Source organism: Vagococcus acidifermentans (assembly GCF_003987655.1).
Lineage (GTDB): Bacteria > Bacillota > Bacilli > Lactobacillales > Vagococcaceae > Vagococcus_B > Vagococcus_B acidifermentans.
In genome coordinates, this window is record NZ_NGKC01000003.1 from 1 (window position 1) to 20,690 (window position 20,690).

Annotated in this window: 19 protein-coding genes; 12 read left to right on the top strand and 7 right to left on the bottom strand. The window is 40.6% G+C overall.

The genetic code is table 11. From position 1 onward, the window contains the following. Window positions 1–173 precede the first annotated feature (173 nt). The gene (locus CBF27_RS03460) at window positions 174–431 is read left to right on the top strand and encodes a hypothetical protein (protein WP_126812482.1); all 258 of its coding nucleotides are present in this window, start codon (window positions 174–176) and stop codon (window positions 429–431) included. A gap of 48 nt (window positions 432–479) precedes the next feature. Beyond that, the gene (locus CBF27_RS03465) at window positions 480–2,450 is read left to right on the top strand and encodes an oxidoreductase (RefSeq protein WP_170174995.1); all 1,971 of its coding nucleotides are present in this window, start codon (window positions 480–482) and stop codon (window positions 2,448–2,450) included. Window positions 2,451–2,709: 259 nt separating this feature from the next. On the opposite strand, the gene CBF27_RS03470 is transcribed toward CBF27_RS03465, so the two are convergent. Then, entirely contained in the window at window positions 2,710–3,273 is a 564-nt protein-coding gene (locus CBF27_RS03470; RefSeq protein WP_126812486.1) for a helix-turn-helix domain-containing protein, read from the bottom strand. 530 nt (window positions 3,274–3,803) lie between these two features. Between CBF27_RS03470 and CBF27_RS03475 the strand changes: the two genes are divergently transcribed. The 10 genes from CBF27_RS03475 (at window position 3,804) to CBF27_RS03520 (ending at window position 15,460) form a co-directional block, all read left to right on the top strand. Further along, window positions 3,804–5,399: an ABC transporter substrate-binding protein gene (locus CBF27_RS03475; protein WP_126812488.1), complete on the top strand. Its 1,596-nt coding sequence runs from the start codon at window positions 3,804–3,806 to the stop codon at window positions 5,397–5,399. Window positions 5,400–5,432: 33 nt separating this feature from the next. Then, the gene (locus CBF27_RS03480; protein ID WP_126812490.1) at window positions 5,433–6,359 is read left to right on the top strand and encodes an ABC transporter permease; all 927 of its coding nucleotides are present in this window, start codon (window positions 5,433–5,435) and stop codon (window positions 6,357–6,359) included. 9 nt (window positions 6,360–6,368) lie between these two features. After that, on the top strand, window positions 6,369–7,271 hold the full coding sequence (locus tag CBF27_RS03485) for an ABC transporter permease (protein WP_126812493.1): 903 nt from the start codon (window positions 6,369–6,371) through the stop codon (window positions 7,269–7,271). 20 nt (window positions 7,272–7,291) lie between these two features. After that, entirely contained in the window at window positions 7,292–8,287 is a 996-nt protein-coding gene (locus CBF27_RS03490; protein ID WP_126812495.1) for an ABC transporter ATP-binding protein, read from the top strand. After that, on the top strand, window positions 8,280–9,296 hold the full coding sequence (locus CBF27_RS03495) for an ABC transporter ATP-binding protein (RefSeq protein ID WP_126812497.1): 1,017 nt from the start codon (window positions 8,280–8,282) through the stop codon (window positions 9,294–9,296). Before CBF27_RS03490 ends, CBF27_RS03495 begins: the two co-directional genes overlap by 8 nt. Beyond that, window positions 9,277–10,347 (top strand): dipeptide epimerase, encoded by a 1,071-nt coding sequence (locus CBF27_RS03500; RefSeq protein ID WP_126812499.1) that lies wholly within the window; start codon window positions 9,277–9,279, stop codon window positions 10,345–10,347. Before CBF27_RS03495 ends, CBF27_RS03500 begins: the two co-directional genes overlap by 20 nt. 12 nt (window positions 10,348–10,359) lie before the next feature. Then, a complete protein-coding gene (locus CBF27_RS03505; RefSeq protein ID WP_126812501.1) occupies window positions 10,360–11,730 on the top strand; it encodes a transglutaminase-like domain-containing protein in 1,371 nt (456 codons plus the stop codon). Between the two features lie 97 nt (window positions 11,731–11,827). Then, complete coding sequence (locus CBF27_RS03510; protein ID WP_126812503.1) at window positions 11,828–12,322, top strand: GNAT family N-acetyltransferase; 495 nt, start codon at window positions 11,828–11,830, stop codon at window positions 12,320–12,322. Window positions 12,323–12,412: 90 nt separating this feature from the next. Beyond that, on the top strand, window positions 12,413–13,792 hold the full coding sequence (gene rlmD / locus CBF27_RS03515; RefSeq protein ID WP_126812506.1) for a 23S rRNA (uracil(1939)-C(5))-methyltransferase RlmD: 1,380 nt from the start codon (window positions 12,413–12,415) through the stop codon (window positions 13,790–13,792). A 222-nt stretch (window positions 13,793–14,014) separates the two neighbouring features. Next, complete coding sequence (locus CBF27_RS03520; RefSeq protein WP_126812508.1) at window positions 14,015–15,460, top strand: caspase family protein; 1,446 nt, start codon at window positions 14,015–14,017, stop codon at window positions 15,458–15,460. Between the two features lie 126 nt (window positions 15,461–15,586). Here CBF27_RS03520 and CBF27_RS03525 read toward each other — a convergent pair whose 3' ends face one another. From CBF27_RS03525 to CBF27_RS03550, 6 genes are all read right to left on the bottom strand, one after another. Beyond that, entirely contained in the window at window positions 15,587–17,155 is a 1,569-nt protein-coding gene (locus CBF27_RS03525) for a recombinase family protein (RefSeq protein WP_126812510.1), read from the bottom strand. 4 nt (window positions 17,156–17,159) lie between these two features. After that, window positions 17,160–17,573 (bottom strand): recombinase family protein, encoded by a 414-nt coding sequence (locus tag CBF27_RS03530; RefSeq protein ID WP_070110040.1) that lies wholly within the window; start codon window positions 17,571–17,573, stop codon window positions 17,160–17,162. Continuing rightward, entirely contained in the window at window positions 17,574–19,136 is a 1,563-nt protein-coding gene (locus CBF27_RS03535) for a recombinase family protein (RefSeq protein ID WP_126812512.1), read from the bottom strand. It abuts the gene before it with no gap. Between the two features lie 34 nt (window positions 19,137–19,170). After that, entirely contained in the window at window positions 19,171–19,389 is a 219-nt protein-coding gene (locus CBF27_RS03540; RefSeq protein WP_058258305.1) for an SHOCT domain-containing protein, read from the bottom strand. A gap of 91 nt (window positions 19,390–19,480) precedes the next feature. After that, a complete protein-coding gene (locus tag CBF27_RS03545) occupies window positions 19,481–20,203 on the bottom strand; it encodes an N-acetylmuramoyl-L-alanine amidase (RefSeq protein WP_126812514.1) in 723 nt (240 codons plus the stop codon). Continuing rightward, window positions 20,203–20,610, bottom strand: a complete 408-nt coding sequence (locus CBF27_RS03550; protein WP_126812516.1) for a phage holin family protein — start codon at window positions 20,608–20,610, stop codon at window positions 20,203–20,205. The genes CBF27_RS03545 and CBF27_RS03550 overlap by 1 nt, the downstream gene beginning before the upstream one ends. Between the last annotated feature and the right edge of the window lie 80 nt (window positions 20,611–20,690).

Sequence of the window (20,690 nt, forward strand, 5' to 3'; positions counted from 1 at the left end):
TTGATAGTGAGCCCGTCTGTGATACCGTCACGGAAACGATCCTGACTTTTTAAAGCTGGGAAGCTGATCGTGAAAACTCACAGACGGGGAGGCTCGCTGTCAAGGGCAATCGGATAACATGATAAAAGGAACGACACCTTATAAATTTTGTCAAAAAAGGGGTTGCCATACCAATGGATACAATATCTCAAATTGTTAAACCGTCACAGATTTCCAGTTCAATGGGGATACTTATGGCTATGCAGTCGCTAGGTTCAATGATTTCCCCTTATGTGATAAACGGTCTGACAGGGATATACACCCAAGTATCAGCTGAGAATGCATTTAAAACGGGTGCTATTTGGTCATTAGGTGTTGCTGTTTTCGGTTTCATATTAGGGATAGTCAATAAAGAAAAAATTATGCCGTTAGCCAATGAAGAGAAGAACTAGCCGATGAAAAAGAATGATTGTGATTCACTAAAAACAAGGAGGATCATTATGCGTGAATTTGCAAATCTAGAAAAACCAATTACTATTCGAGGGATTACGTTTAAAAACAGAATCATGGCGGCTCCAGTTGGTTTTGTATGGCCGGATCCGTGGAGCAGTATGCCGGATGCTCACACTATTTTAAATCATGAAGATCGGGCACGAGGTGGTGCAGCAGTTGTGACACTGGGTGAAACGGCCGTCAGCCGCACGCGCTCGATGAGAAGAAGTGATGGAGATGTGCTAGTACCAGATGAAGAGCGATTGATTTATCCGGCACAAGCCTGGCTCAAACTGACAGATTCGATTATCAGACATGGTGCGATACCAAACATCCAGTTGTTTCATGCTGGTGAAGCTACTGAACCTAAGTGGATACATGGTCAGAATCCAATTGGTCCGACCGGTTACACACGAGATGATGGTGTAACCGTAGAGGAAATGGATGAAGAGATGATGAACACAGTTGCTGATGAATTTGCAGAAGCTGCATTTCAAGCAAAATTTGCTAATTTTCCAATGGTAATGCTGCACGGAGCTCACGGCTGGCTGCTTGCCCAGTTTTTCTCCAAATTAACTAATAAACGAACTGATAAATATGGAGGCAGTCTTGAAAACAGGGCACGCTTCCCGTTAATGGTGGTGAAAAGAATTCGTGAGCGATGTGGGGAAGATTTTATCATCGAATACCGGATGAGTGGTGACGAACATCTTGATGGCGGTTCAACTTTGGATGAAGCTGTTGAGTTTGGAAAAATGTTGGAAGAATATGTCGATATTTTGCATATTTCTTCTGGTTCCTACTATGCTTCTCGGCAGTATACTTTCCCGACAATTTTTACGCCGCATGGCTGTAATCTACATTTAGCAGAGGCTTTCAAAAAGGGCGGAATTAAGGTTCCTATCGCAAGTGTCGGTGCGTTTTGGGATCCAGAACTTATGGATCAGGCAATTGCTGAAGGCAAAGCAGACTTTGTCGCTGTCAGTAGACAGATTGCAGCAGACCCGATGTTTCCGAGAAAGATTTTCACAGGTTTCAAGGAAGAAGTCCGTCCTTGTACTCGCTGTATCAATTGTCTGGGCAACAAATATGTGGGGCGTAATGAATGTGATGTTAATCCAATTATGGGGAATGAAATATATACTATTCGGACGCCAGATGTAAAAGAGAAGAGGAAAGTTTTAGTTGTTGGCGGCGGACCTGGCGGAATGAATGCTGCTCTTACAGCGGCCCAACGGGGACATGAGGTTATTTTGGCGGAAAAAAGTGATCAGCTGGGCGGAAATCTCAAGTTTACAGATTATGATTTGCATAAAGGCAGATTAAAAGATTACAAGGACTATCTGATTCGCCAAGTTAAAAACGAAAGAATAGATGTCCGCTACAATACGAACGTAAATCAGGCATACGTTGAACAAGAAGAGCCTTATGCGTTAATTGTTGCTGTTGGAGCAGAGAAGGTACGTCCGAATATTAAAGGGATAGACAAAAAACATGTAATGTATGCCATTGATGCCTATTATCATCAAGATAGCATTGGAGATAAAGTTGTCATGATTGGCGGCGGGTTGAGCGGGTGTGAAGTCGGTTTGCACTTTGCAGATTCCGGCAAGGAAGTAACTGTGATTGAAATGACTGAAGAATTAGCAGCTGGTGCTAACGTTATTCATCGGGCAGCAGTATTGGAAATGATGGAAGAAAAAACGACCTATTACTTGAACTCGGAAGTCGTTGAGATTACAGATACTGGTGTCCTTGCCAGAGATAAAAAGGGAAATGATATCCGGGTTGATGCAGACACAGTAATTTATTGTGTAGGAACGAAACGCAAGGAAGATGTCGTAGAGCATTTGCGAAGCAGCCGCTACTATAAACTGTTTTTCCCGATTGGAGATTGTGTGCCGGGTAGTGCGATTACGAGTAAAAATATCAAAGATGCAGTTCATGGGGGTTATTTTGCAGCTATGGATATTATTTAAAAAAATATTAACGGTCAAATTTTCATCATATGAGATAAAATTTATCGCTAAAATTCACCGCACTTGGTCAAATCGGACTGATAGTATCACCTATGAACACCGGAGTAAGGAATAGATTTCTTTCTCCGGTGCTTTTCAAAACATATAACAAACTGCCCTCCAAAAATCTAATTTTTGGAGGGCAGTTCATTTCTGCGTTTTTTCTACCAAACAACTAAACAATAATTCTCCTGTGCCGCCAAGTATAGCTTACACCGCACTAAAACTGCAAAGTCAGCAAAATCAGGCCATCCTCAGTATTGTTGCTGATATTATGCTGGGTAAACGGTTCTAAGTATATCGCATCACCTTCATTTAACGTAACGTCAGACTCGCTCAGCTCAATTGTTGCTGTCCCTTTTAAAACATAATTTATTTCAGTTAAATTATGTGCAATTTTTTTCCCGCTTGCTGAAGATTGGGAATCGATGAATATTTTTGAAATGATCAGGTTACTGTGAGAGATACCTACGTTAAACAATGTTTCATAGTAAGTCGCATTTTTTTCCCAAGGATTGTAGCGGAAGTGTTCGTTGTTTCTTACGATAGTATAACCCTCACCGCTAGGTTGCTCAGATTGTATGCTGACTGCTTCATTTGAAAATAGTGAAGCCGCTGGGACGCCAAGTGCTTCTGATATTTTTCGTAGTGCCTCGATTGAAGGACGATTTAACCCTCTTTCAATCTGTGATAAAAAACTGGCGGAATAACCGGTTTTTTCACCAAGTTCTTCCAATGTAATATGTTTGCTTTTTCTTAATTCGCGTAGCTTTTTAAAGTTCATTCCAACCCATCCTCATACCATAATGACTGCTCTGTTTCGTACATTATCTCAAAAACACTTCTTTTTTACAAGCAACAATCGTACATTATATTAATTAACTTATGATTAAAAATATATTGACTTTTTCATTCAAAGTTAATATTATAGTAAATAAGTTTCGGTTATATGGTTTGGACCCTGTAAATTTTATAATGAGTAAAAAATAGGTTAAATCAAATGATTAAAAATAAAAATTTAAAATTTGTTAAAAATTAGATAGGAAATCAATGCTTACGATAAATAGGACTAATAAATAGATTGTTTCAGCTCTTTTAACAGGGATAAGCACCATAGATAACAGTTAATATATAACAATCGATCAGAAAATAATTGAGCTGTTTGGTTTCAATTAGTTTTTAACTTATCCAACAACCAGTTTTTGCTGAAACAGATGATAAAGTTGGCTGGTTGTGAATGGTGTGATACCAAATAATTGGTTTAAATATATGTTGCTAGCTTGACACGATTATAAAAATAGGAGGAAAAGTTTTATGAAACGGGATAAAAAATTATGGCAACTTGGTTTGTTGTTGGGGGCTGCTTTTTTGGCAGTTGGTTGCGGTGAAAAGAAAGACGGGGACAATCAGGCGAAAGACAATGCCGGAACAAGTGAGCAAATGTTGACCGTTGCAACGAAAGACCCGCAAGTGCCTTTGGATATGCAGCAAAATACGTATACAGTTATTATGCAGATTACCGACAGCACAACGGAATCGCTGCTGGTGACGAATGAAGACGGTGATTTGGAACCGGTACTGCTTACCGGCATGCCGGAGATGTCTGAAGATAAACTGGTATACACATTTGAGCTGAAAGAGGATGTGTCTTTCCACAATGGCGAACGTTTGAAAAGCAGTGATGTGAAATATTCCTATGAACGCATGATTCAAAAAATCAAAATGGCGAGTTTATTGGAAAAAGTTGTAGGTTATCAAGACTTTGCCGATGGTAAAAACGATGAATTGACAGGCTTTGAGATTATTGACGACACTCATTTTACGATTACCTTGACCAGTCCGTACAGTCCGTTTCTTTCAGTTTTGTCAACACCGTACTGTGCGATTTATCCGGAAAAAGCAGCCGAAGAGGCAGGAGATGCTTGGGGCTTAAAAACTTTGTACGGGACAGGTCCTTTCAAGTTAGACAGTTATACGGCTGGTAAGGAAGCTGTGGTTGTCAAGTTTGATGAGTATCATGGGGAAGAGGCAGGGTTGGATAAAATTGTGTTTAAATTTATTGCCAATCCGAATACGCAAGTACTGGAATATCAAAAAGGGACGGTCGATGTGGTCAGTGCACTTGACAGCGCATTGTACCCGACTTATGCCAATGGTGAACTGAAAGACGAATTGTATGATTTTCAACCTGTCGGCGGTTTTTATCTAGGATTGAACGTTAAGGATATTTCTGATGTAAAAGTTAGAGAAGCTATTTCCCTTTCTATTGACCGCGAGGCGATTACTGAGAGCATCGTTCACGGGACAGCCAAACCGGCAACCAGTTTTTTACCAGAAGGACTGATCGGACATGATGAAAAAGCGGAAGTGTACCCGTATGATCCGGCAAAAGCCAAGGAGCTGCTGGCCGAGGCCGGCTATGCTGACGGTTATGATTTAACGATTACCGCTAACACAGTGACAGATGTCTCTGTTTCGATTGCGACAGCGATACAGGCACAGGCAAAAGAAAGCGGCATAAATGTTTCCATTGAAAAGGTTGACAGTGCGGCTTGGACAGATATGAAAAAACAAGGAAAAGTGGCTTGCGGTGTCGGGAGCTGGTATGTCGACTATAACGACCCGGACAGTATGCTTTATCCGTATGGAGACGGCAGAACAGATTATAATTCCAGTTTTTACCACAATGATGAGTTTAAACAATTATTGGAAGATGGCGTTCTGACAAGTGATAGAGCAGAACGTCAACAGATTTATCAAGAAGCGGAACAACTGTTGACACGACGTGATTTTGCTGCTGTGCCGATTTATAACGAGAAGATGTTTTACTTGAAAAAAGATTACGTTGAGAATTTCAAACTGTCGTCCAATCAGCGGTTTTTCTATCATGACGCGGTTATTAAAAAATAAACAACAGTCGAGATAAAAAGGAGTGCAGGAAAAATGATTTCTTACAGTTTAAAAAGACTCCTACAGACAGTAATCGTTCTGATTGGCATCACACTGATTGTCTTTTTGTTATTGAACGTGGTGCCGGGAGACCCTGTCTCCTTGATGCTTGAAAAGCGGACTGATCCCGAGACTATTGCCAGAGTCCGGCAGGAACTGGGGTTAGATGTCCCTTTGCCGACTCAGTATCTCAATTTTTTAAAAGGGATTTTCCGGTTGGATTTCGGGCAGTCTTATTTTTCCCATGAAGATGTGTTTACTGTTTTAACAAGGTCATTTGCCATTACCATCAAACTGGCTGCGTTATCTTTTGTGTTTGCCGTTTTGCTGGGGATATGCTGCGGCGTGATTGCGGCGGTCAATCGCGGTCGATGGCTGGATTCATTTATCATGACCTTTTCGATGGCAGGTATCTCTGCCCCGGTGTTTTGGGTCGCCATCATCCTCCAGCTGATTTTTGGTCTGAGATTAAATCTTTTGCCGTTATCCGGTTATGAAACAGCCGCTCACTTTCTCCTCCCAAGCATTGCACTGGGAACACGCTATGCTGGAAGTATCGCCCGTATCACACGGACCAGTATGCTGGATGTGATTAAACAAGACTATATCCGGACAGCTTGGGCGAAAGGGGCAGCCAAGCCGCGTGTCATCATCAAACACGCGTTGAAAAATGCGTTAGTGCCAATTGTAACGATGATTGGCGCCCAGCTGGGCAGCATGCTGGCCGGTTCCATGCTGGTAGAAACTATTTTTTCGCTGCCGGGTATCGGCTACTTGGCAGTAGACAGCATGTCAAAAAGAGACTTGCCGCTGATACAAGGAACAGTTGTTTACATTGCTGCCGTGTTTGTATTGATTAATTTATTGGTGGATCTTTCCTACGCACTGATCGATCCCCGGATTCGCTATGGAAAGGGGTAGTACAGGAAGATGATACTTTTTGGGAAGCAAAAAAAAGCGGCAGAGGCCCTTGTGTCACAGGACATCAAGTTTACAAGTTACTACCGAGATGCTATTCATCGCCTGAAAAAAAATAAGGTGGCTGTTTTTTGCGGTGTCGTGATTATTTTGATTGTGCTGTTGGCTGTTTTGGCTCCCGTGATTGCGCCGTATGACCCGAATAAGCAAGATTATCAATTAGTATTGAGTACACCATCAAGGGCGCACTTGCTAGGAACGGATGAATTTGGGCGTGATATTTTGTCCCGTATTATTTACGGTGCAAGAGTCTCGCTGACAGTTGGGCTGATTACTCAGTTGTTGGCAACGGTCATCGGCGTGATTATGGGTTCTTTGGCCGGTTACTTGGGCGGCTGGGTCGACACGGTGATTTCGCGCATCATGGAGATTTTTTCAGCTTTTCCGGATTTACTGCTGTCGATGGGGATTATGTTTGTGTTAGGACCGGGCATTTCAAATGTATTTATCGCCCTTGCACTATTGTCATGGGTCAGCACGGCACGATTGATCAGAGGCCAGATGATGCAGCTGAAGGAAATGGAATATGTGGAAGCTTCAAAGGCAAGCGGGGCGACAGGTGCCAGAATTGTCATCAAACACTTATTGCCGAACTGTCTGTCGACAATTATCGTGCTGGTTTCTCTCGGAATTCCCGGGGCCATTATGGCGGAAGCCTCGCTCAGCTTTTTAGGATTAGGCATACAGCCGCCGGAAGCAAGCTGGGGTTCCATGATCAGCACGGCACAGTCTTATATTAGTTACCGCCCTTTCTACAGCATTTTCCCAGGGGTGGCGATTATTATTACAGTACTATCGTTTAACATGTTTGGCGACGGCCTGCGGGATGCCCTTGATCCAAAATTGAAACAGTAATTGCAAAGGAGGGAGCAACAGTGACAGACAAGATTTTAGAGGTCAAAGAGTTGAAAACGTATTTTTCACTGGAAGGAGGCGTGGCCAAATCGGTCGATGGAGTGTCTTTTTCGGTGGAAAAAAGCAAAACACTCGGCATCGTCGGGGAATCCGGTTGCGGCAAAAGTGTCACATCTCTGTCTATCATGAGGCTGGTGGAATCACCTCCTGGAAAAATTGAAGGCGGCAGTATTTTATTCAAAGGCGAAGAGTTGCTCGCCAAATCGGAAAAGGAAATGCGGCACATCCGCGGCAATCAGATTGCCATGATTTTTCAAGAGCCGATGACGTCGCTGAATCCTCTTTACACGATCGGCAATCAGCTGGTAGAGGCGATCCGGCTGCATGAGCCACTGAGCAAAAAAGAGGCTGTCGACAAAGCTGTCTCGTTGTTAAAAATGGTCAATATCCCTTTGCCGGAAAAAAGAATCCATGAGTATCCTCATCAGCTTTCAGGAGGCATGCGGCAGCGGGTGATGATTGCTATGGCATTGTCTTGTCAGCCGGACTTGCTGATTTGTGATGAGCCGACCACGGCGCTAGATGTGACTATTCAGGCACAGATTTTGACGTTGATTCAAACAATTCAAAAAGAAACCGGCACGTCAGTGATGATGATTACGCATGATTTAGGCGTGATTGCGGAAATGGCAGATGATGTGATGGTCATGTATGCCGGCAAAGTCGTGGAGCAGACAGATGCGGACAGTTTGTTCGATGCGCCTTTACATCCCTATACGCAGGGGCTTTTGTCATGTATTCCGAAAGTTGACAGTTCACAGGACAATCTGAACACAATACCCGGCATGGTACCCGGCTATAATGATATGCCAGAAGGCTGTTCGTTTTATCCCCGCTGTCCGTTTGCCAAAGAAATCTGTCAGTTGAAACAGCCGCATTTGATTGACATAGAAGGGCATCTCGTGAGGTGCCATAAATACACAGCAGCATACGGGGAGGTGGAGATGAATGGCTGATGAGACGGTTAAGACACCGCTGCTTGAAGTAGCAGATATTAAGAAATGGTTTCCGCTCAAGACATTGCCGTTTTCAGAAAAGAAATACATTAAAGCAGTCGATGGTATTTCCTTTACACTGCATGAAAATGAGACACTGGGGGTCGTCGGCGAGTCCGGATGCGGTAAATCGACATTGGGCCGCACCATTATGAATTTGCTTCCGCCTTCTGCCGGTAAAGTTGTTTTTCAGGGCAAAGTTATTCAGGAGCTGTCCCCTAAAGAATTGCGAGAGATGCGCCAACAGCTACAAATTATTTTTCAGGATCCGTATGCGTCGCTGAATCCCCGCTTTACTGTCGGGGAGATTATCGGCGAACCACTAGCCATTCAAGGGAAACTCACTAAAAAAGAGCAGGTGCAGAAAGTCAAAGAAATCATGGCGAAGGTCGGTTTGAATGTCAACTACATCAATCGTTATCCTCATGAATTTTCCGGTGGTCAGAGGCAGCGTATCGGGATTGCCCGCGCCATTATTTTGGAACCGAGTGTCATCGTTTGCGACGAACCCGTTTCGGCTTTGGATGTTTCGATTCAGGCGCAAGTGATTAATTTACTGAAAGACCTGCAAGCGGAAATGGGACTGGCTTATATATTTATTTCCCACGATTTAAGCGTAGTACGCCATGTTTCCGACAGAGTGATGGTGATGTATCTGGGACAAGTCATGGAAATGGCCGATAAAGAAGATTTGTATCATCGTACGTTGCATCCGTATACAAAAGCATTGCTGTCAGCTGTTCCAGTAGCGGATCGTCATGTAAAAAAAGAAAAACTGATGTTAAAAGGGGATTTGCCTAGTCCGGCAGATCCGCCGTCCGGTTGTTGTTTTCATACACGCTGTGTCTTTGCACAGGAACTGTGCAGGACTCAGACACCGGAGTTGACTGAGTACCGGAAAAACCATTTCTGCAGATGTCATTTTGCAGATAAAAATGAAGGAGAGTATCATGAAGATTACAAAAATTGATGTGATGCCAAGAAAAACATTGTTAAAAGAGCCGTTTAAAATTTCTCTGGGGTGGATTGACCATTCTGTCAGCGCTGTCGTGCATATTCATACGGATGAAGGGATTAGCGGCTGCGGTGAGGGCTCGCCCGGCATTTTAATTACCGGGGAAACGCTGGACGGCACGGTGGCGTGTATTGAGCTGTTTGCCAAAAGTCTCATCGGAGTTAATCCGTTAGACATCGAAAAAGTGCATGACATCATGGACCGTATCGCGGCCCACGCGCCGTCAGCCAAAGCAGCAATCGACATTGCCTGTTATGATATTTTAGGAAAAAAAGCCGGTTTACCTGTTTATCAGCTGCTGGGAGGTCATGACCATGTTGTCAAGACAGACATGACAGTGGGAATCGAGAGCCCGGAACGCATGGCAGAAAAAGCAAAATATTATGTCGCTAAAGGCTTCGATACAATTAAAATTAAAGTGGGCGATGATTTTGCAACAGACTTGCTGCGGGTCAAGCACATCAGGGAAGCTGTCGGCAGCGGAGTGGCACTGCGTCTTGATGCCAATCAAGGCTGGTCACCAAAAGAAGCCGTCACGCTCATTCACCGATTGGCGGATTATGACATCGAGCTGGTCGAACAGCCCGTACCATACAATGATTTTGACGGCTTGAAATTTGTCACAAGCCATGTTGATGTGCCGATCATGTCAGATGAAAGTTGTTTTGATTCGGCAGATGCGTTGAAGCTGGTGGCAGATAGGGTAGTGGATATTGTCAACATCAAGTTGATGAAATGCGGCGGTATTTTTGAAGCGTTGCGGATTTCCAATGTCTGTCAGGCGGCCGGTGTGGAATGTATGATTGGCTGTATGGTGGAAGAAACGAACATCGGCGTTACAGCTGCTGCTCATTTGGCTGCCGGCAACAAAAATATTACGCGGGCTGATCTGGATGCAGTCTTTTCGCTGGAGAATACGCCGGTAACAGGCGGCATAACGACTGAATTGACAAGTCTTCTGACACTTGACAGCAGCATTTCAGGTTTGGGTTTTGATATAACATAAGGGAGGGATAAGATGTATCATTCACTAGCTTATCTAAGTGTGCCTTTACCGGAAGATATTTTAAAAATGAAACATTATGGGGATTTTAAAGGAGCTTCTAAGCAAATAGATTATTTGTTAAACAATGTAAAATTACCAGATGCACTGGCAATACGACTGGCCATTGAAAAAGATATTTTAAACGTATTGAATAGTGATGAATACCCGTATGACCATGAGGGAGCGTGTCAGCTCATGTCAGAGAAATTGAAGGACTTTAGCGAACAAGAACTGCTGGATTTGCGTGAACAAGGAAAAGTCGACTGGCTGTTCGTCAACGGCATAGTCCACTATCAGCGCCGTTTTTTGGATACACTGGTCAAAACACAACCTGTTTATGCCGACCGCTTATATGTACAGGAAGACTCGCAAGTGGACAAGGACAGGCGGCACCAGCTGCAAGAGAATGTCCAGCTGATGAAAGAAAAAGGCGAAAGAGCGGCACGCATTCATCTGAAGAGTACAATCAAAATAAAAAAAGAATTTGAACGGGTGGGTGACAAGGTCAAAGTCCATTTGCCTTTGCCGAAAAACTGTCTGCAAATCAGCGACATCGAAATTATCCGCTATGAACCGCAAGAAGCAACGATTGCTGATATCGATAGCGAACAGCGGACGATTTGTTTTGAAACGGAACTCGAACCAGATCAAGTATTCAGTGTGGAATATGCCTACACAAACAAGGTATCTTATGTGGCGCTCGATCCGGAAAAGGCTGTGACGCGAAACTATGCTTGCGATGTTTTGCCGCAGGCACCGCATATTCAATTCACACCGTATTTGCAGCTGCTTTTACAGGAAATCATCGGAGATGAAACGAACCCGGTGAAGCAGGCACGTGCTATTTTTGATTTTATCACCACACGTGTGAACTATTCGTTTATGCGCGAGTATGTTGCAATCGACAATATTTCAGAATATGCAGCTGTCAATCTCAAAGGCGATTGCGGGGTTCAGGCGCTGTTGTTTATCACGCTTTGCCGCATGGCGGGCATTCCCGCCAAATGGCAGTCCGGCCTGTATGTCTCGGAATATTATACCGGCTGTCACGACTGGGCACAGTTTTATGTGGCGCCATATGGCTGGGTATTTGCAGATTTATCCTTTGCAGGCAGCGCCTACCGCAGCGGACACTTGGACCGCTGGAATTATTATTTCGGCAACTTGGATATTTACCGCATGGTAGCCAACAGTGAAATTCAATCGGAGTTTGTGCCGCCTAAGCAATTTATTCGAGCCGACCCGATTGATAACCAGCGCGGAGAAGTTGAGTATGAAGATGGCGGCCTGCTGTATTCTCAGTTGGAGGTCGACCAGCAGCTAATCAGTATGACAGAATTATAATGACGTGAAACAGATTTGCTCGTTAAGCAGATCTGTTTTTCATTTCCCGCTGTTTTTGTTAAAATAACTTTACTTAAACAAGCGGGAGAGTGATGGGATGATTCGACAAATCAATCAGGACAATGGGCTTGAAGTCCGGCAAGTCTTGGCGATTTATAACCGGGCAATACGCCGGACAACAGATAACTACACGGAGCAGGAAGTGACGTTTCACGAAATGACACGGCGAATCAAGGACAAACAGGTTCAAGGCATCCCTTTTTTTGTCTGTATAACGGCAGGCGAAGTGACTGGATTTGCGACATATGGTGCTTTTCGCGCACCTTCTGCCTATCGTTTTACAGTGGAGCATTCCATCTACGTCCATCCGACACATCGAAATAAAGGCATTGCCAGCCGGCTGATGCAGGAATTAATCGATGCAGCGACAGAAAATGGGATGCGCGCCATGATTGGTGTCATTGACAGCCAAAATAGCGGAAGCATCCATTTGCATGAAAAAATGGGGTTTGAGTTCAAAGGCAAGCTGGAAAAAGTCGGCTATAAATTCGGCAACTGGCTGGATGTAGTCTTATTCGAACGACATTTATAGCTTAGCATGTAACTTTGGCGGGGAATGATTGCTTTATCGACGATAATCCGCTAAGATAATGGAGAAAATATAGAGAAAAAGAGAGAAAACATGACAAAAAAACATATACCAGTTGCTAAAAATCAGACAGTCGATGTGGTCATCGAAGATTTGACACATGAGGGATTAGGCGTAGGAAAAGTAGACGGCTACCCGCTTTTTATCGAAAATGCCCTGCCGACAGAAAAAATGACTGTCCTCGTCTTGAAGGCAGGCCGAACATTCGGGTACGCTAAATGTTTGACACGCCATTCAACCAGCAAGGACAGAGTGCCGGAAACGAGCGATGTACTCATCCGAACGGGGATAGCGCCTCTGCATCATTTGGTGTACGAAGCACAGCTTGCTTTTAAACAAAAACAAGTCGCCAATACACTGACCCGTATCGGTAAATTGCCGGACGTTCCTGTGCTGCCGACGATTGGCATGGAAAACCCGGTTGCGTACCGCAACAAAGCTCAAATACCAGTTCGTAAAGTAAACGGTATATTGGAAACAGGTTTTTTCAGAAAGAACAGCCATGACCTCGTGCCCATCACTGATTTTTTTATTCAAAACAAAACAATTGATACGACCATTCACCATGTGAAAGAAATCGTCAAAAAATATCAGGTCAAACCTTACGACGAAACAGAGCATACCGGCAATTTACGGCACATCATCGTCAGGCGCGGGCATTACTCTGGGGAAATCATGGTCGTTTTAGTTACACGCAAGGAAAAACTGTTCAATCATGACAAAATCAGCCGTGAGATTGTCGAAAGGGTACCTGAAGTGGTCTCTATTATCCAAAACATCAACCCTCGACAGACAAATGTCATCATGGGAAAAGAGAACCGCACATTGTACGGAAAAGATGTGATTGAAGATATGCTGCTAGGAAAAACGTATCAAATTTCTGCCAACTCATTTTATCAGGTAAATACGAGCCAAGCTGAGGTATTGTATCAAACTGCCATTGATTTTGCTGAGTTCACCCCCGATGATATTGTCGTTGATGCTTATTGCGGTATCGGTACGATTGCTCTGTCGCTGGCAGACTATGTCAAAAAAGTGTATGGTGTCGAAGTTATTCCCGAAGCAGTTGCAGATGCCCGCAAAAATGCAGCCCGCAATCAAGTGACGAATGCAGTGTTTGAAGCTGGTAAAGCTGAAACAGTTTTTGACAAGTGGGTGTCAGAAGGAATCACGGCCGATGTGCTGGTTGTGGACCCTCCAAGAAAGGGACTGGATGCTGGTTTCATTGCGCATGTACTGGAGATGGCGCCGAAAAAAATCGTATATATCTCCTGTAATCCAGCAACACTTGCCAGAGATTTGCGTTTGTTTGCCGACGGTGCGTATCATGTAGCAAAAGTCCAGCCGGTAGATTTGTTTCCGCAGACGACACATGTTGAGTTGGTAGCATTGATGTCAAGGGTGGAAGATTAAAAGGCTGCAAAGCCCTATATATAGGACTTTAGACTGTTTAATTACTTCTAAATTCTTGTAAGAAGGAGAGAAAATAGTAGAGAGGAAAATCATAAAAATAAGTAGTGAGAGTACAGTTTAGATGAAAAAATTATTAGAGAGTATAGTTTAGATGTTTTTCTGTATTATTCGAGGTTGTGTGGTCAGGTTGGATGTAAAAGATGATTTGAGGAGGGTATCTTTATGCAAAAGAAAGCAGTACTTTTTTCAGCAAGTGAATATCTTGATTCTCTTGCTTATCCGAAGCCTACACTTGACTTGTCAGGAGTAAGGTATGATATTTTAGCTATTGAAAAGAGACTAAATCAAATTGGTTTCAGTGTAGAAAAGAAAGAGAATGCATTTAAAGACGATTACATCCCGTTATTACAACAAAGTGTAGAAAGAGTACCAACAGATGCTGTTCACATTGTGTATTTCTCAGGGCATGGTGGCCATTACAACGGTAAGAATTATATTTATCCCGCAGATTTTGCTGTGCGATATGATGAATCAAAAGATTTGGATGCTGCAAGTATTAACATTGAAGATATTATTTCTGTATTCAAGGGCAAAGGAAGGCTAATCTTAATTTTAGATGCTTGTAGAAGCGATTTTGGATTATCCAAGGGGTATTATTCTGAAATGGCATCATCGGAAAATGTTTATATCGCTTATGGGACGATGTTTCAAGCAGAATCGATTGGGGTAAAAGGTGGGCTTAGTTGGTTTACTGAGGCTATTTGCGACGAGATATTAACACCTAATATAGATGTTGATACTCTATTCACCAGAGTAAGGCAAAATGTTTTTAACAAACACTATACTCAAATCCCTCCAAGTGTAAATGCGTTATTAGATAAAGTAGTTCTTCATTCAGAACTAAATTATAGTAATATCGATAAGCAGGTATATGACTTTATTGAAAAATATGGGGATGAGTATACCGATAAATATGGCTATTTCCATGGAGATGATTTAATTTTTATTGATGCGGCTCAGTACTTTAACATAGGCTTACTTGATGCAATTTGGATGTTTAAGAAAGTCGATAATAAAATTTGCAAGGACAAAGGCATAAATCTACCTGAACTTTCTGAAACAGAAGCGAAATTAGTATCATTTTTAGGCTTTTCACGAGGTGAAAAGTTCTTTACCTTTGATGAAAGCCATACTTGGTATTATAATGGACGGCAAATTAGAATGGGTGAAATACCTCCTTTACCACCAAGTATGCAACGGAAATTACCAGAACAAGATAAGGAGATACAAATAGAAGGTGATATAACTTGCAATGTAGATAATAACAAGTTGTATTTTACACTGTCATCTAACATACCTGATGATACACCTTTAATTTCTACATTAAAGGGAAGAAACTATCGTGCTCAATCAAAAAGTATTGTAGTTAATAAAGAAGCTGTTTTTGGAGGTTTTTCAAATTGTAATCAATTTTTAATAGATGGGATTTATGAGTTTATAATTACTTGCCCGATTTATAGCGTGATGCCAGAATCTGTAAAGTCTATATTTGGAGAGGACAATCGTAATTTGATTGGGAAATACGTTGAATACAATCCAATAGGTGGAAATACTATAAAAATGATATTTAATTGTTCTGTAAATGACACGACTGTTAATATACTATAGTGGTGCAGGGATGTTTGTAAAAATAGCTAAGTTACTGTTAAATGAATTAACTTGCTTAGTGGGTATACCAGAAAAAGAGCAGGCACCCTACATTAAAATTCGTAGAGTGCCTTACTTGTTTCAACCTTATTCGTTTACCTCCACCATCACGTTAGACTTAAATTCTATTGTAAATTTATCTTCATAAATCCAGACTTTTTCAACAATTCGTCTTACAAGAGTTTCATCATGTTCTATGAGGGTGGTATCTTGTTCATTTAGGAAGTTTGTCATTTCTTCAATTCTTTTATTGACTTCTTCCTGCCTTGCGTTTTTCAGAAGAAGGTCTTGCTTCTTATCCCTCAACTGATGAATTTCCTCTGCTATGTCATCGTAGTTGGAGCTGGAATGAACTAAGCTTAACAGTTTTTGCTGCAAATCATTTAGCTTGTTTTCTATATTATCTAGTTCTTTGTTCTTCTCATTATTTAAAACAGAAGCTATATTATTTTTCAAGATAGGGAGGTAGCAATCCTTTTTATTTAAAATGTTATTGATGGCTTTTATAATAGATTCTTCTATATCTTTCTCGTGGACTGTTCTAGCATCACAAAACTGTCCAGTGTTTTCTAGCCTACTAACACATCTCCATACAATGGATTTCTTTCCACGATTATTCCAGTGGACTCTGCGGTAGATTTCTTTACAAGTTCCACAAATAACTATGTTAGCAAAACAATGATTGCTACTGTAAGTTCTTTTATTCCCGCTAGGGCTGGTATAGGGAGATCTTCTTTTGGCTAATTCCTCTTGTACCTGCATATAAATATCTTTTGGGATAATAGGTTCATGGTTATTTTCTACATAGTATTGGGGTATTAAACCATTGTTCTTGACCCGTTTTTTAGTTAAGAAGTCAACAGTATAGGTTTTTTGTAAAAGAGCATCACCGATATATTTTTCATTTCGCAGTATTTTAGAAATATTACTAGTATGCCATATCTTATTACCTGCTCCGTTTAATATTCCATCAGCCTCTAGGCCTCTTTTAATTTTAAGCATAGAGTTGCCTTCTAAGTATTCACGATATATGCGTTTAACAACCTCAGCTTCTTCAGGTACAATTACAAGTTTTGTATTTTCATCTTTAGTGTAACCAAGAAACCTGGAGCAATTTACTCTAACTTCGCCTTGCTGATATCTGTATTGTATGCCCATTTTAACATTTTGGCTTAAGGACTGACTCTCTTGCTGGGCTAAAGAAGCCATAATGGTTAGCATAACTTCACCTTTAGAGTCCATTGAGTTGATATTTTCTTTCTCAAAGAATACTGCTATGTTTTTATCTTTAAGCATTCTTATATATTTTAAGCAGTCTAAAGTATTTCTAGCAAATCTACTAATAGACTTGGTGATAATCATGTCTATTTTCCCAGCCATACAGTCGTCTATCATTTTATTAAAGCCTTCTCTGTTTTTAGTATTTGTTCCTGAGATACCATCATCAGCAAAAATACCTGCCAGTTTCCAATTGGGTCTATTCTTAATATAAGAAGTATAATGACTGATTTGAGTTTCATAACTTGATGCTTGTTCTTCATTTTCAGTAGAAACACGGCAGTAAGCAGCAACTCTAAGCTTAGGTTTTTTATTGTCTTTTGTTCTTTCCTTTGTTTTCCTTGCAGGAATAACCGTAACTTTCTTGTCACTTACCATTTAATCACTCCTTTATTTGAACTAAGCTATAAACATATTCAGCCTGTTTAAAGGGGTCTTTGTACTTTTTTTCTTGCTTTTCTAATCTAAATGTCTTTGGGTAGCAGACAGGCACATTTTCTTTTTTAGGAAAGATTCTGCCTAATTTTTTGGCTCTTTTTTTCCGCTCTAGTTGAACGGCATCAAAAGTATCTTTTTTAATAATCTGCGGATAATAGTCATCACCTAAATAAGAAATGTTTTGAAGTATTCTGCCTACACTAGAATGAGTTAGATTCAAACCTACTGATTTTGCAGTTGATGTTAAAGATGCACCTGTTAAATAGACGTCATATAAAAGTTGGACCTGTTTAGCCTTATCTTTGTCAATAATGGCTTTTCCATCTTTTATTTGATAGCCAATGGGTGTGTGGCTCATTTATATCACCAGCCTTTCTTTAAGACTTAGTCCACATTTTAGATTTATATTTATTTCTTCTCTTGAAAAAACTGAAATGTCTTTTACAAAATCATTAAAAAGTTTATCTTCAAAATTGTTTATCATATCAGCCTTAGCTAAGAAAAGTAATAGTTTATTCAGTTCCTTGAGTTCCTCAGAGCTACTAGTTATCATGCGGTTTAAAGTGTTTTTTTCCTCTTGTAGTTTTTTAGCCTCCTGAAGGAGTTTGTTATTACTTTCTCTATAAATTGCAGGATCAAGATAATTTTTTGCTAGAAGCTCAACTAAGACATCCCTTTGTTGATGGTTTTCCTTAAGTTGAATTTCTATATCTTCAAGAAGTATTAAATTATCCTCGTTATTAAAGTTTTGCAAACTAGTATAAAGAGGAATTAAGATTTTTTCGTATCCAAAAACTAGCTTGTTAAACATGGTTATAAATGCATGTTTAAAAGAGGAATCAGGTATATACTTCATAGGACAAGCTTTTATGTTACTAATATGGGTGAAACAACACCAAGCGATAGGGTGTCGGCCACTTGTGTGAGTTCTTCTTCTAAAATTAGCCCCACAATGTTTGCAATTAATCTTTCCAGAAAAGGCGTATCGATTTAGGTATTTACTATCTTCTTTAGTAATGTTTTTTTCTTTGGCTCTTTGTTCTAAAATTAAGGCAGTGGCTTCAAAGTCCTCACGGCTAATGATAGGGGAGTGATTATCCCTAATATAGTACATATCCCTTTCCCCATAATTTGTATGTCGCTTATAATTACTGTCCATATAAGTTTTCTGGTAAAGAGCATCGCCGATGTATCGTTCATTCTGTAACATGCCAAGTATTGTATTAGCAGTCCATTTTGAGTTTCTTTTACTTTTTATATTTCTTTTATTTAATTCGTTAGCTATTTTTTGACCACCTTTGCCTGCCAAGGTTTCAGAGAAAATATGTCGAACTATATTAGCTTCTTCTTCATTGATAACAAGTTTTCCATTTTGTGCATCATAGCCGTAGGGTGGATCAGAAACTTTATAAGTTCCATTTTGAAATCTACGTCTAATAGACCATTTAGTATTTTCAGAAATAGATAACGATTCATTCTCGGCCAGTCCAGCTAGGATGGAGAGCATGAGTTCACTTTCCATAGACTGAGTATTTATATTCTCTTTTTCAAAATATAAATAAACCCCAAGTTCTGTAAAGCTCCGAACTAGTTCTAAGCAGTCGGCTGTATTTCTTGCTAATCTACTGATAGACTTTGTAATAATTAAATTAACTTTACCTTCTTTGCAGTCCTTAATTAGATTAAGAAGCCCAGTTCTTTTGTCCTTGCTTGTTCCTGTCATCCCTTCATCATAATAAACTCCAGCTAACGTCCACTTATTATTTGATTTAATATAACTTTCATAATGTCTTATTTGAGCACCTAGACTATCTAGTTGCTTTGCATTGTCAGTAGATACTCTGCAGTAGGCTGCAACGTTTAATTTCTCTATATTCCTTGTTTCATTAGCTAAGGGCTCGATTATTTTTACTTTTCTCAAGTTTTCACCTCCTTGTCAGTGTCACATGTTAACTCTACAGTTCACTTATATCAAGGGTTTCAGGCATTATTGCAGCTAAAATAGGAGAGAAGGAGGATCTGTTTAGAAAAGTGATTTTTTGGTATTCTGTAGTACTTATTAGTCCTTTATCCAGCAAAGAGGATAATAGTTTCTGAGCAATAAAATAGCTGACTTCATCTTCTAGTTGTTTGTTTGATAATTGAGTAAATTCTAGATTTGGATTCTCTTTCATGTATTTTCTCCTTTAAAAGTATTAAGGGAAAAAGAAAAACCCCTCACTATCTAAAGGACAGTGAGGGGGAAAATCCGTAGTAAAAATTTAATTATTCAGTTTTTATAAAGGCATCAGTAAAACCTGCAGCCTTAACCTTTTTTAACATAGCATCAGCATTAGCTTTAACAGCATATGCTCCTACTTGAATTCTATATAGTTTAGTAGGGGAGGATGATGGGGGAGATGCAGGTGTCTTTTTTGAATCATTTTTGCAACATAGTGTTGCTTTAACATCCGCCCTAAAAGCATCCATACTTTTACCGTGTTTTGGAAACCAATTTCTAGGGTCGCTGTGGTTACTGGCTATTCCTTTTTGATGTCCTTCATAGTGACCAATGATATCTTTTTCAGTAAGATTATAGAGCTTGCAAAGATGCACACATAGTTCGACAGCTTCTTTATATACCTTATTAAAATAGGTAGCATCAGTATGATTATCTTCACAGATTTCAAAACCTATATGAGTATTGTTAGCATCACCACCTGCATGCCATCCCCTATGATCCCAAGGCAGGGTTTGATAAGTGGCAATAGACCCATCTTTAAGTTTCCCAATAAAAGCATGAACGCAGACTTGCCTGCCATCTGGTCTATCTTGATTCCAGTGATTATTATATTGATTTTTACCAAGTAGACCATCATCTGGACCGACATACCTTCTAAGGTTTGGATTATTTGCACCAGTAGAATGAACCATAATCCCTTTAGGCTTAATCTTTCTTCCAGCTTTATAACAAGCATTATTAGTAAAAATAAGTTTTCTTAAATTCATTAATTATTTCCCCCTTTATTGTGTAGCTGAGCTAAGATATCCTTTAATTTCTCTGGTATTGGAAGTCCAAGTCTTGACGCATTTTCAAGCATGGAAACTCCCTCATTAGAGCAGTAGAAAAAGATAATAGCAGTCCTAAGCACATTTCCGTCCCCGATAAGGTTTGTATCGATGATATGGCCAATCCCAACTAAAACAAAGATGAGCACCTTCTTAAATATTCCTCTAAATCCAACTTCGCTGGATAGAGTTTTATCTACAATGGCACACATAACCCCAGTGATATAATCAGCCACCATCAAAGCAACTAAAGCATATAAAAACCCATCAAAACCTCCGAGAAACCAGCCTAAAAAGCCACCGAGGGCTGTGAGAGCAACTTGTACCCAGTTCCAAATTTCCTTCATACATACGACCTCCTAAAAATAATTTTGCACATAAAAAAGGAGCATCTGCAGAACTTGCAAATACTCCTAAATATATATTT

Excerpts from the sequence above, each read along its gene's own strand:
- CBF27_RS03460 (WP_126812482.1), top strand. The coding sequence starts at position 174 with ATGGATACAATATCTCAAATTGTTAAACCGTCACAGATTTCCAGTTCA.
- CBF27_RS03465 (WP_170174995.1), top strand. The coding sequence starts at position 480 with ATGCGTGAATTTGCAAATCTAGAAAAACCAATTACTATTCGAGGGATT.
- CBF27_RS03470 (WP_126812486.1), bottom strand. The coding sequence starts at position 3,273 with ATGAACTTTAAAAAGCTACGCGAATTAAGAAAAAGCAAACATATTACA.
- CBF27_RS03475 (WP_126812488.1), top strand. The coding sequence starts at position 3,804 with ATGAAACGGGATAAAAAATTATGGCAACTTGGTTTGTTGTTGGGGGCT.
- CBF27_RS03480 (WP_126812490.1), top strand. The coding sequence starts at position 5,433 with ATGATTTCTTACAGTTTAAAAAGACTCCTACAGACAGTAATCGTTCTG.
- CBF27_RS03485 (WP_126812493.1), top strand. The coding sequence starts at position 6,369 with ATGATACTTTTTGGGAAGCAAAAAAAAGCGGCAGAGGCCCTTGTGTCA.
- CBF27_RS03495 (WP_126812497.1), top strand. The coding sequence starts at position 8,280 with ATGGCTGATGAGACGGTTAAGACACCGCTGCTTGAAGTAGCAGATATT.
- CBF27_RS03500 (WP_126812499.1), top strand. The coding sequence starts at position 9,277 with ATGAAGATTACAAAAATTGATGTGATGCCAAGAAAAACATTGTTAAAA.
- CBF27_RS03505 (WP_126812501.1), top strand. The coding sequence starts at position 10,360 with ATGTATCATTCACTAGCTTATCTAAGTGTGCCTTTACCGGAAGATATT.
- CBF27_RS03510 (WP_126812503.1), top strand. The coding sequence starts at position 11,828 with ATGATTCGACAAATCAATCAGGACAATGGGCTTGAAGTCCGGCAAGTC.
- rlmD (WP_126812506.1), top strand. The coding sequence starts at position 12,413 with ATGACAAAAAAACATATACCAGTTGCTAAAAATCAGACAGTCGATGTG.
- CBF27_RS03520 (WP_126812508.1), top strand. The coding sequence starts at position 14,015 with ATGCAAAAGAAAGCAGTACTTTTTTCAGCAAGTGAATATCTTGATTCT.
- CBF27_RS03525 (WP_126812510.1), bottom strand. The coding sequence starts at position 17,155 with ATGGTAAGTGACAAGAAAGTTACGGTTATTCCTGCAAGGAAAACAAAG.
- CBF27_RS03530 (WP_070110040.1), bottom strand. The coding sequence starts at position 17,573 with ATGAGCCACACACCCATTGGCTATCAAATAAAAGATGGAAAAGCCATT.
- CBF27_RS03540 (WP_058258305.1), bottom strand. The coding sequence starts at position 19,389 with ATGAAAGAGAATCCAAATCTAGAATTTACTCAATTATCAAACAAACAA.
- CBF27_RS03545 (WP_126812514.1), bottom strand. The coding sequence starts at position 20,203 with ATGAATTTAAGAAAACTTATTTTTACTAATAATGCTTGTTATAAAGCT.
- CBF27_RS03550 (WP_126812516.1), bottom strand. The coding sequence starts at position 20,610 with ATGAAGGAAATTTGGAACTGGGTACAAGTTGCTCTCACAGCCCTCGGT.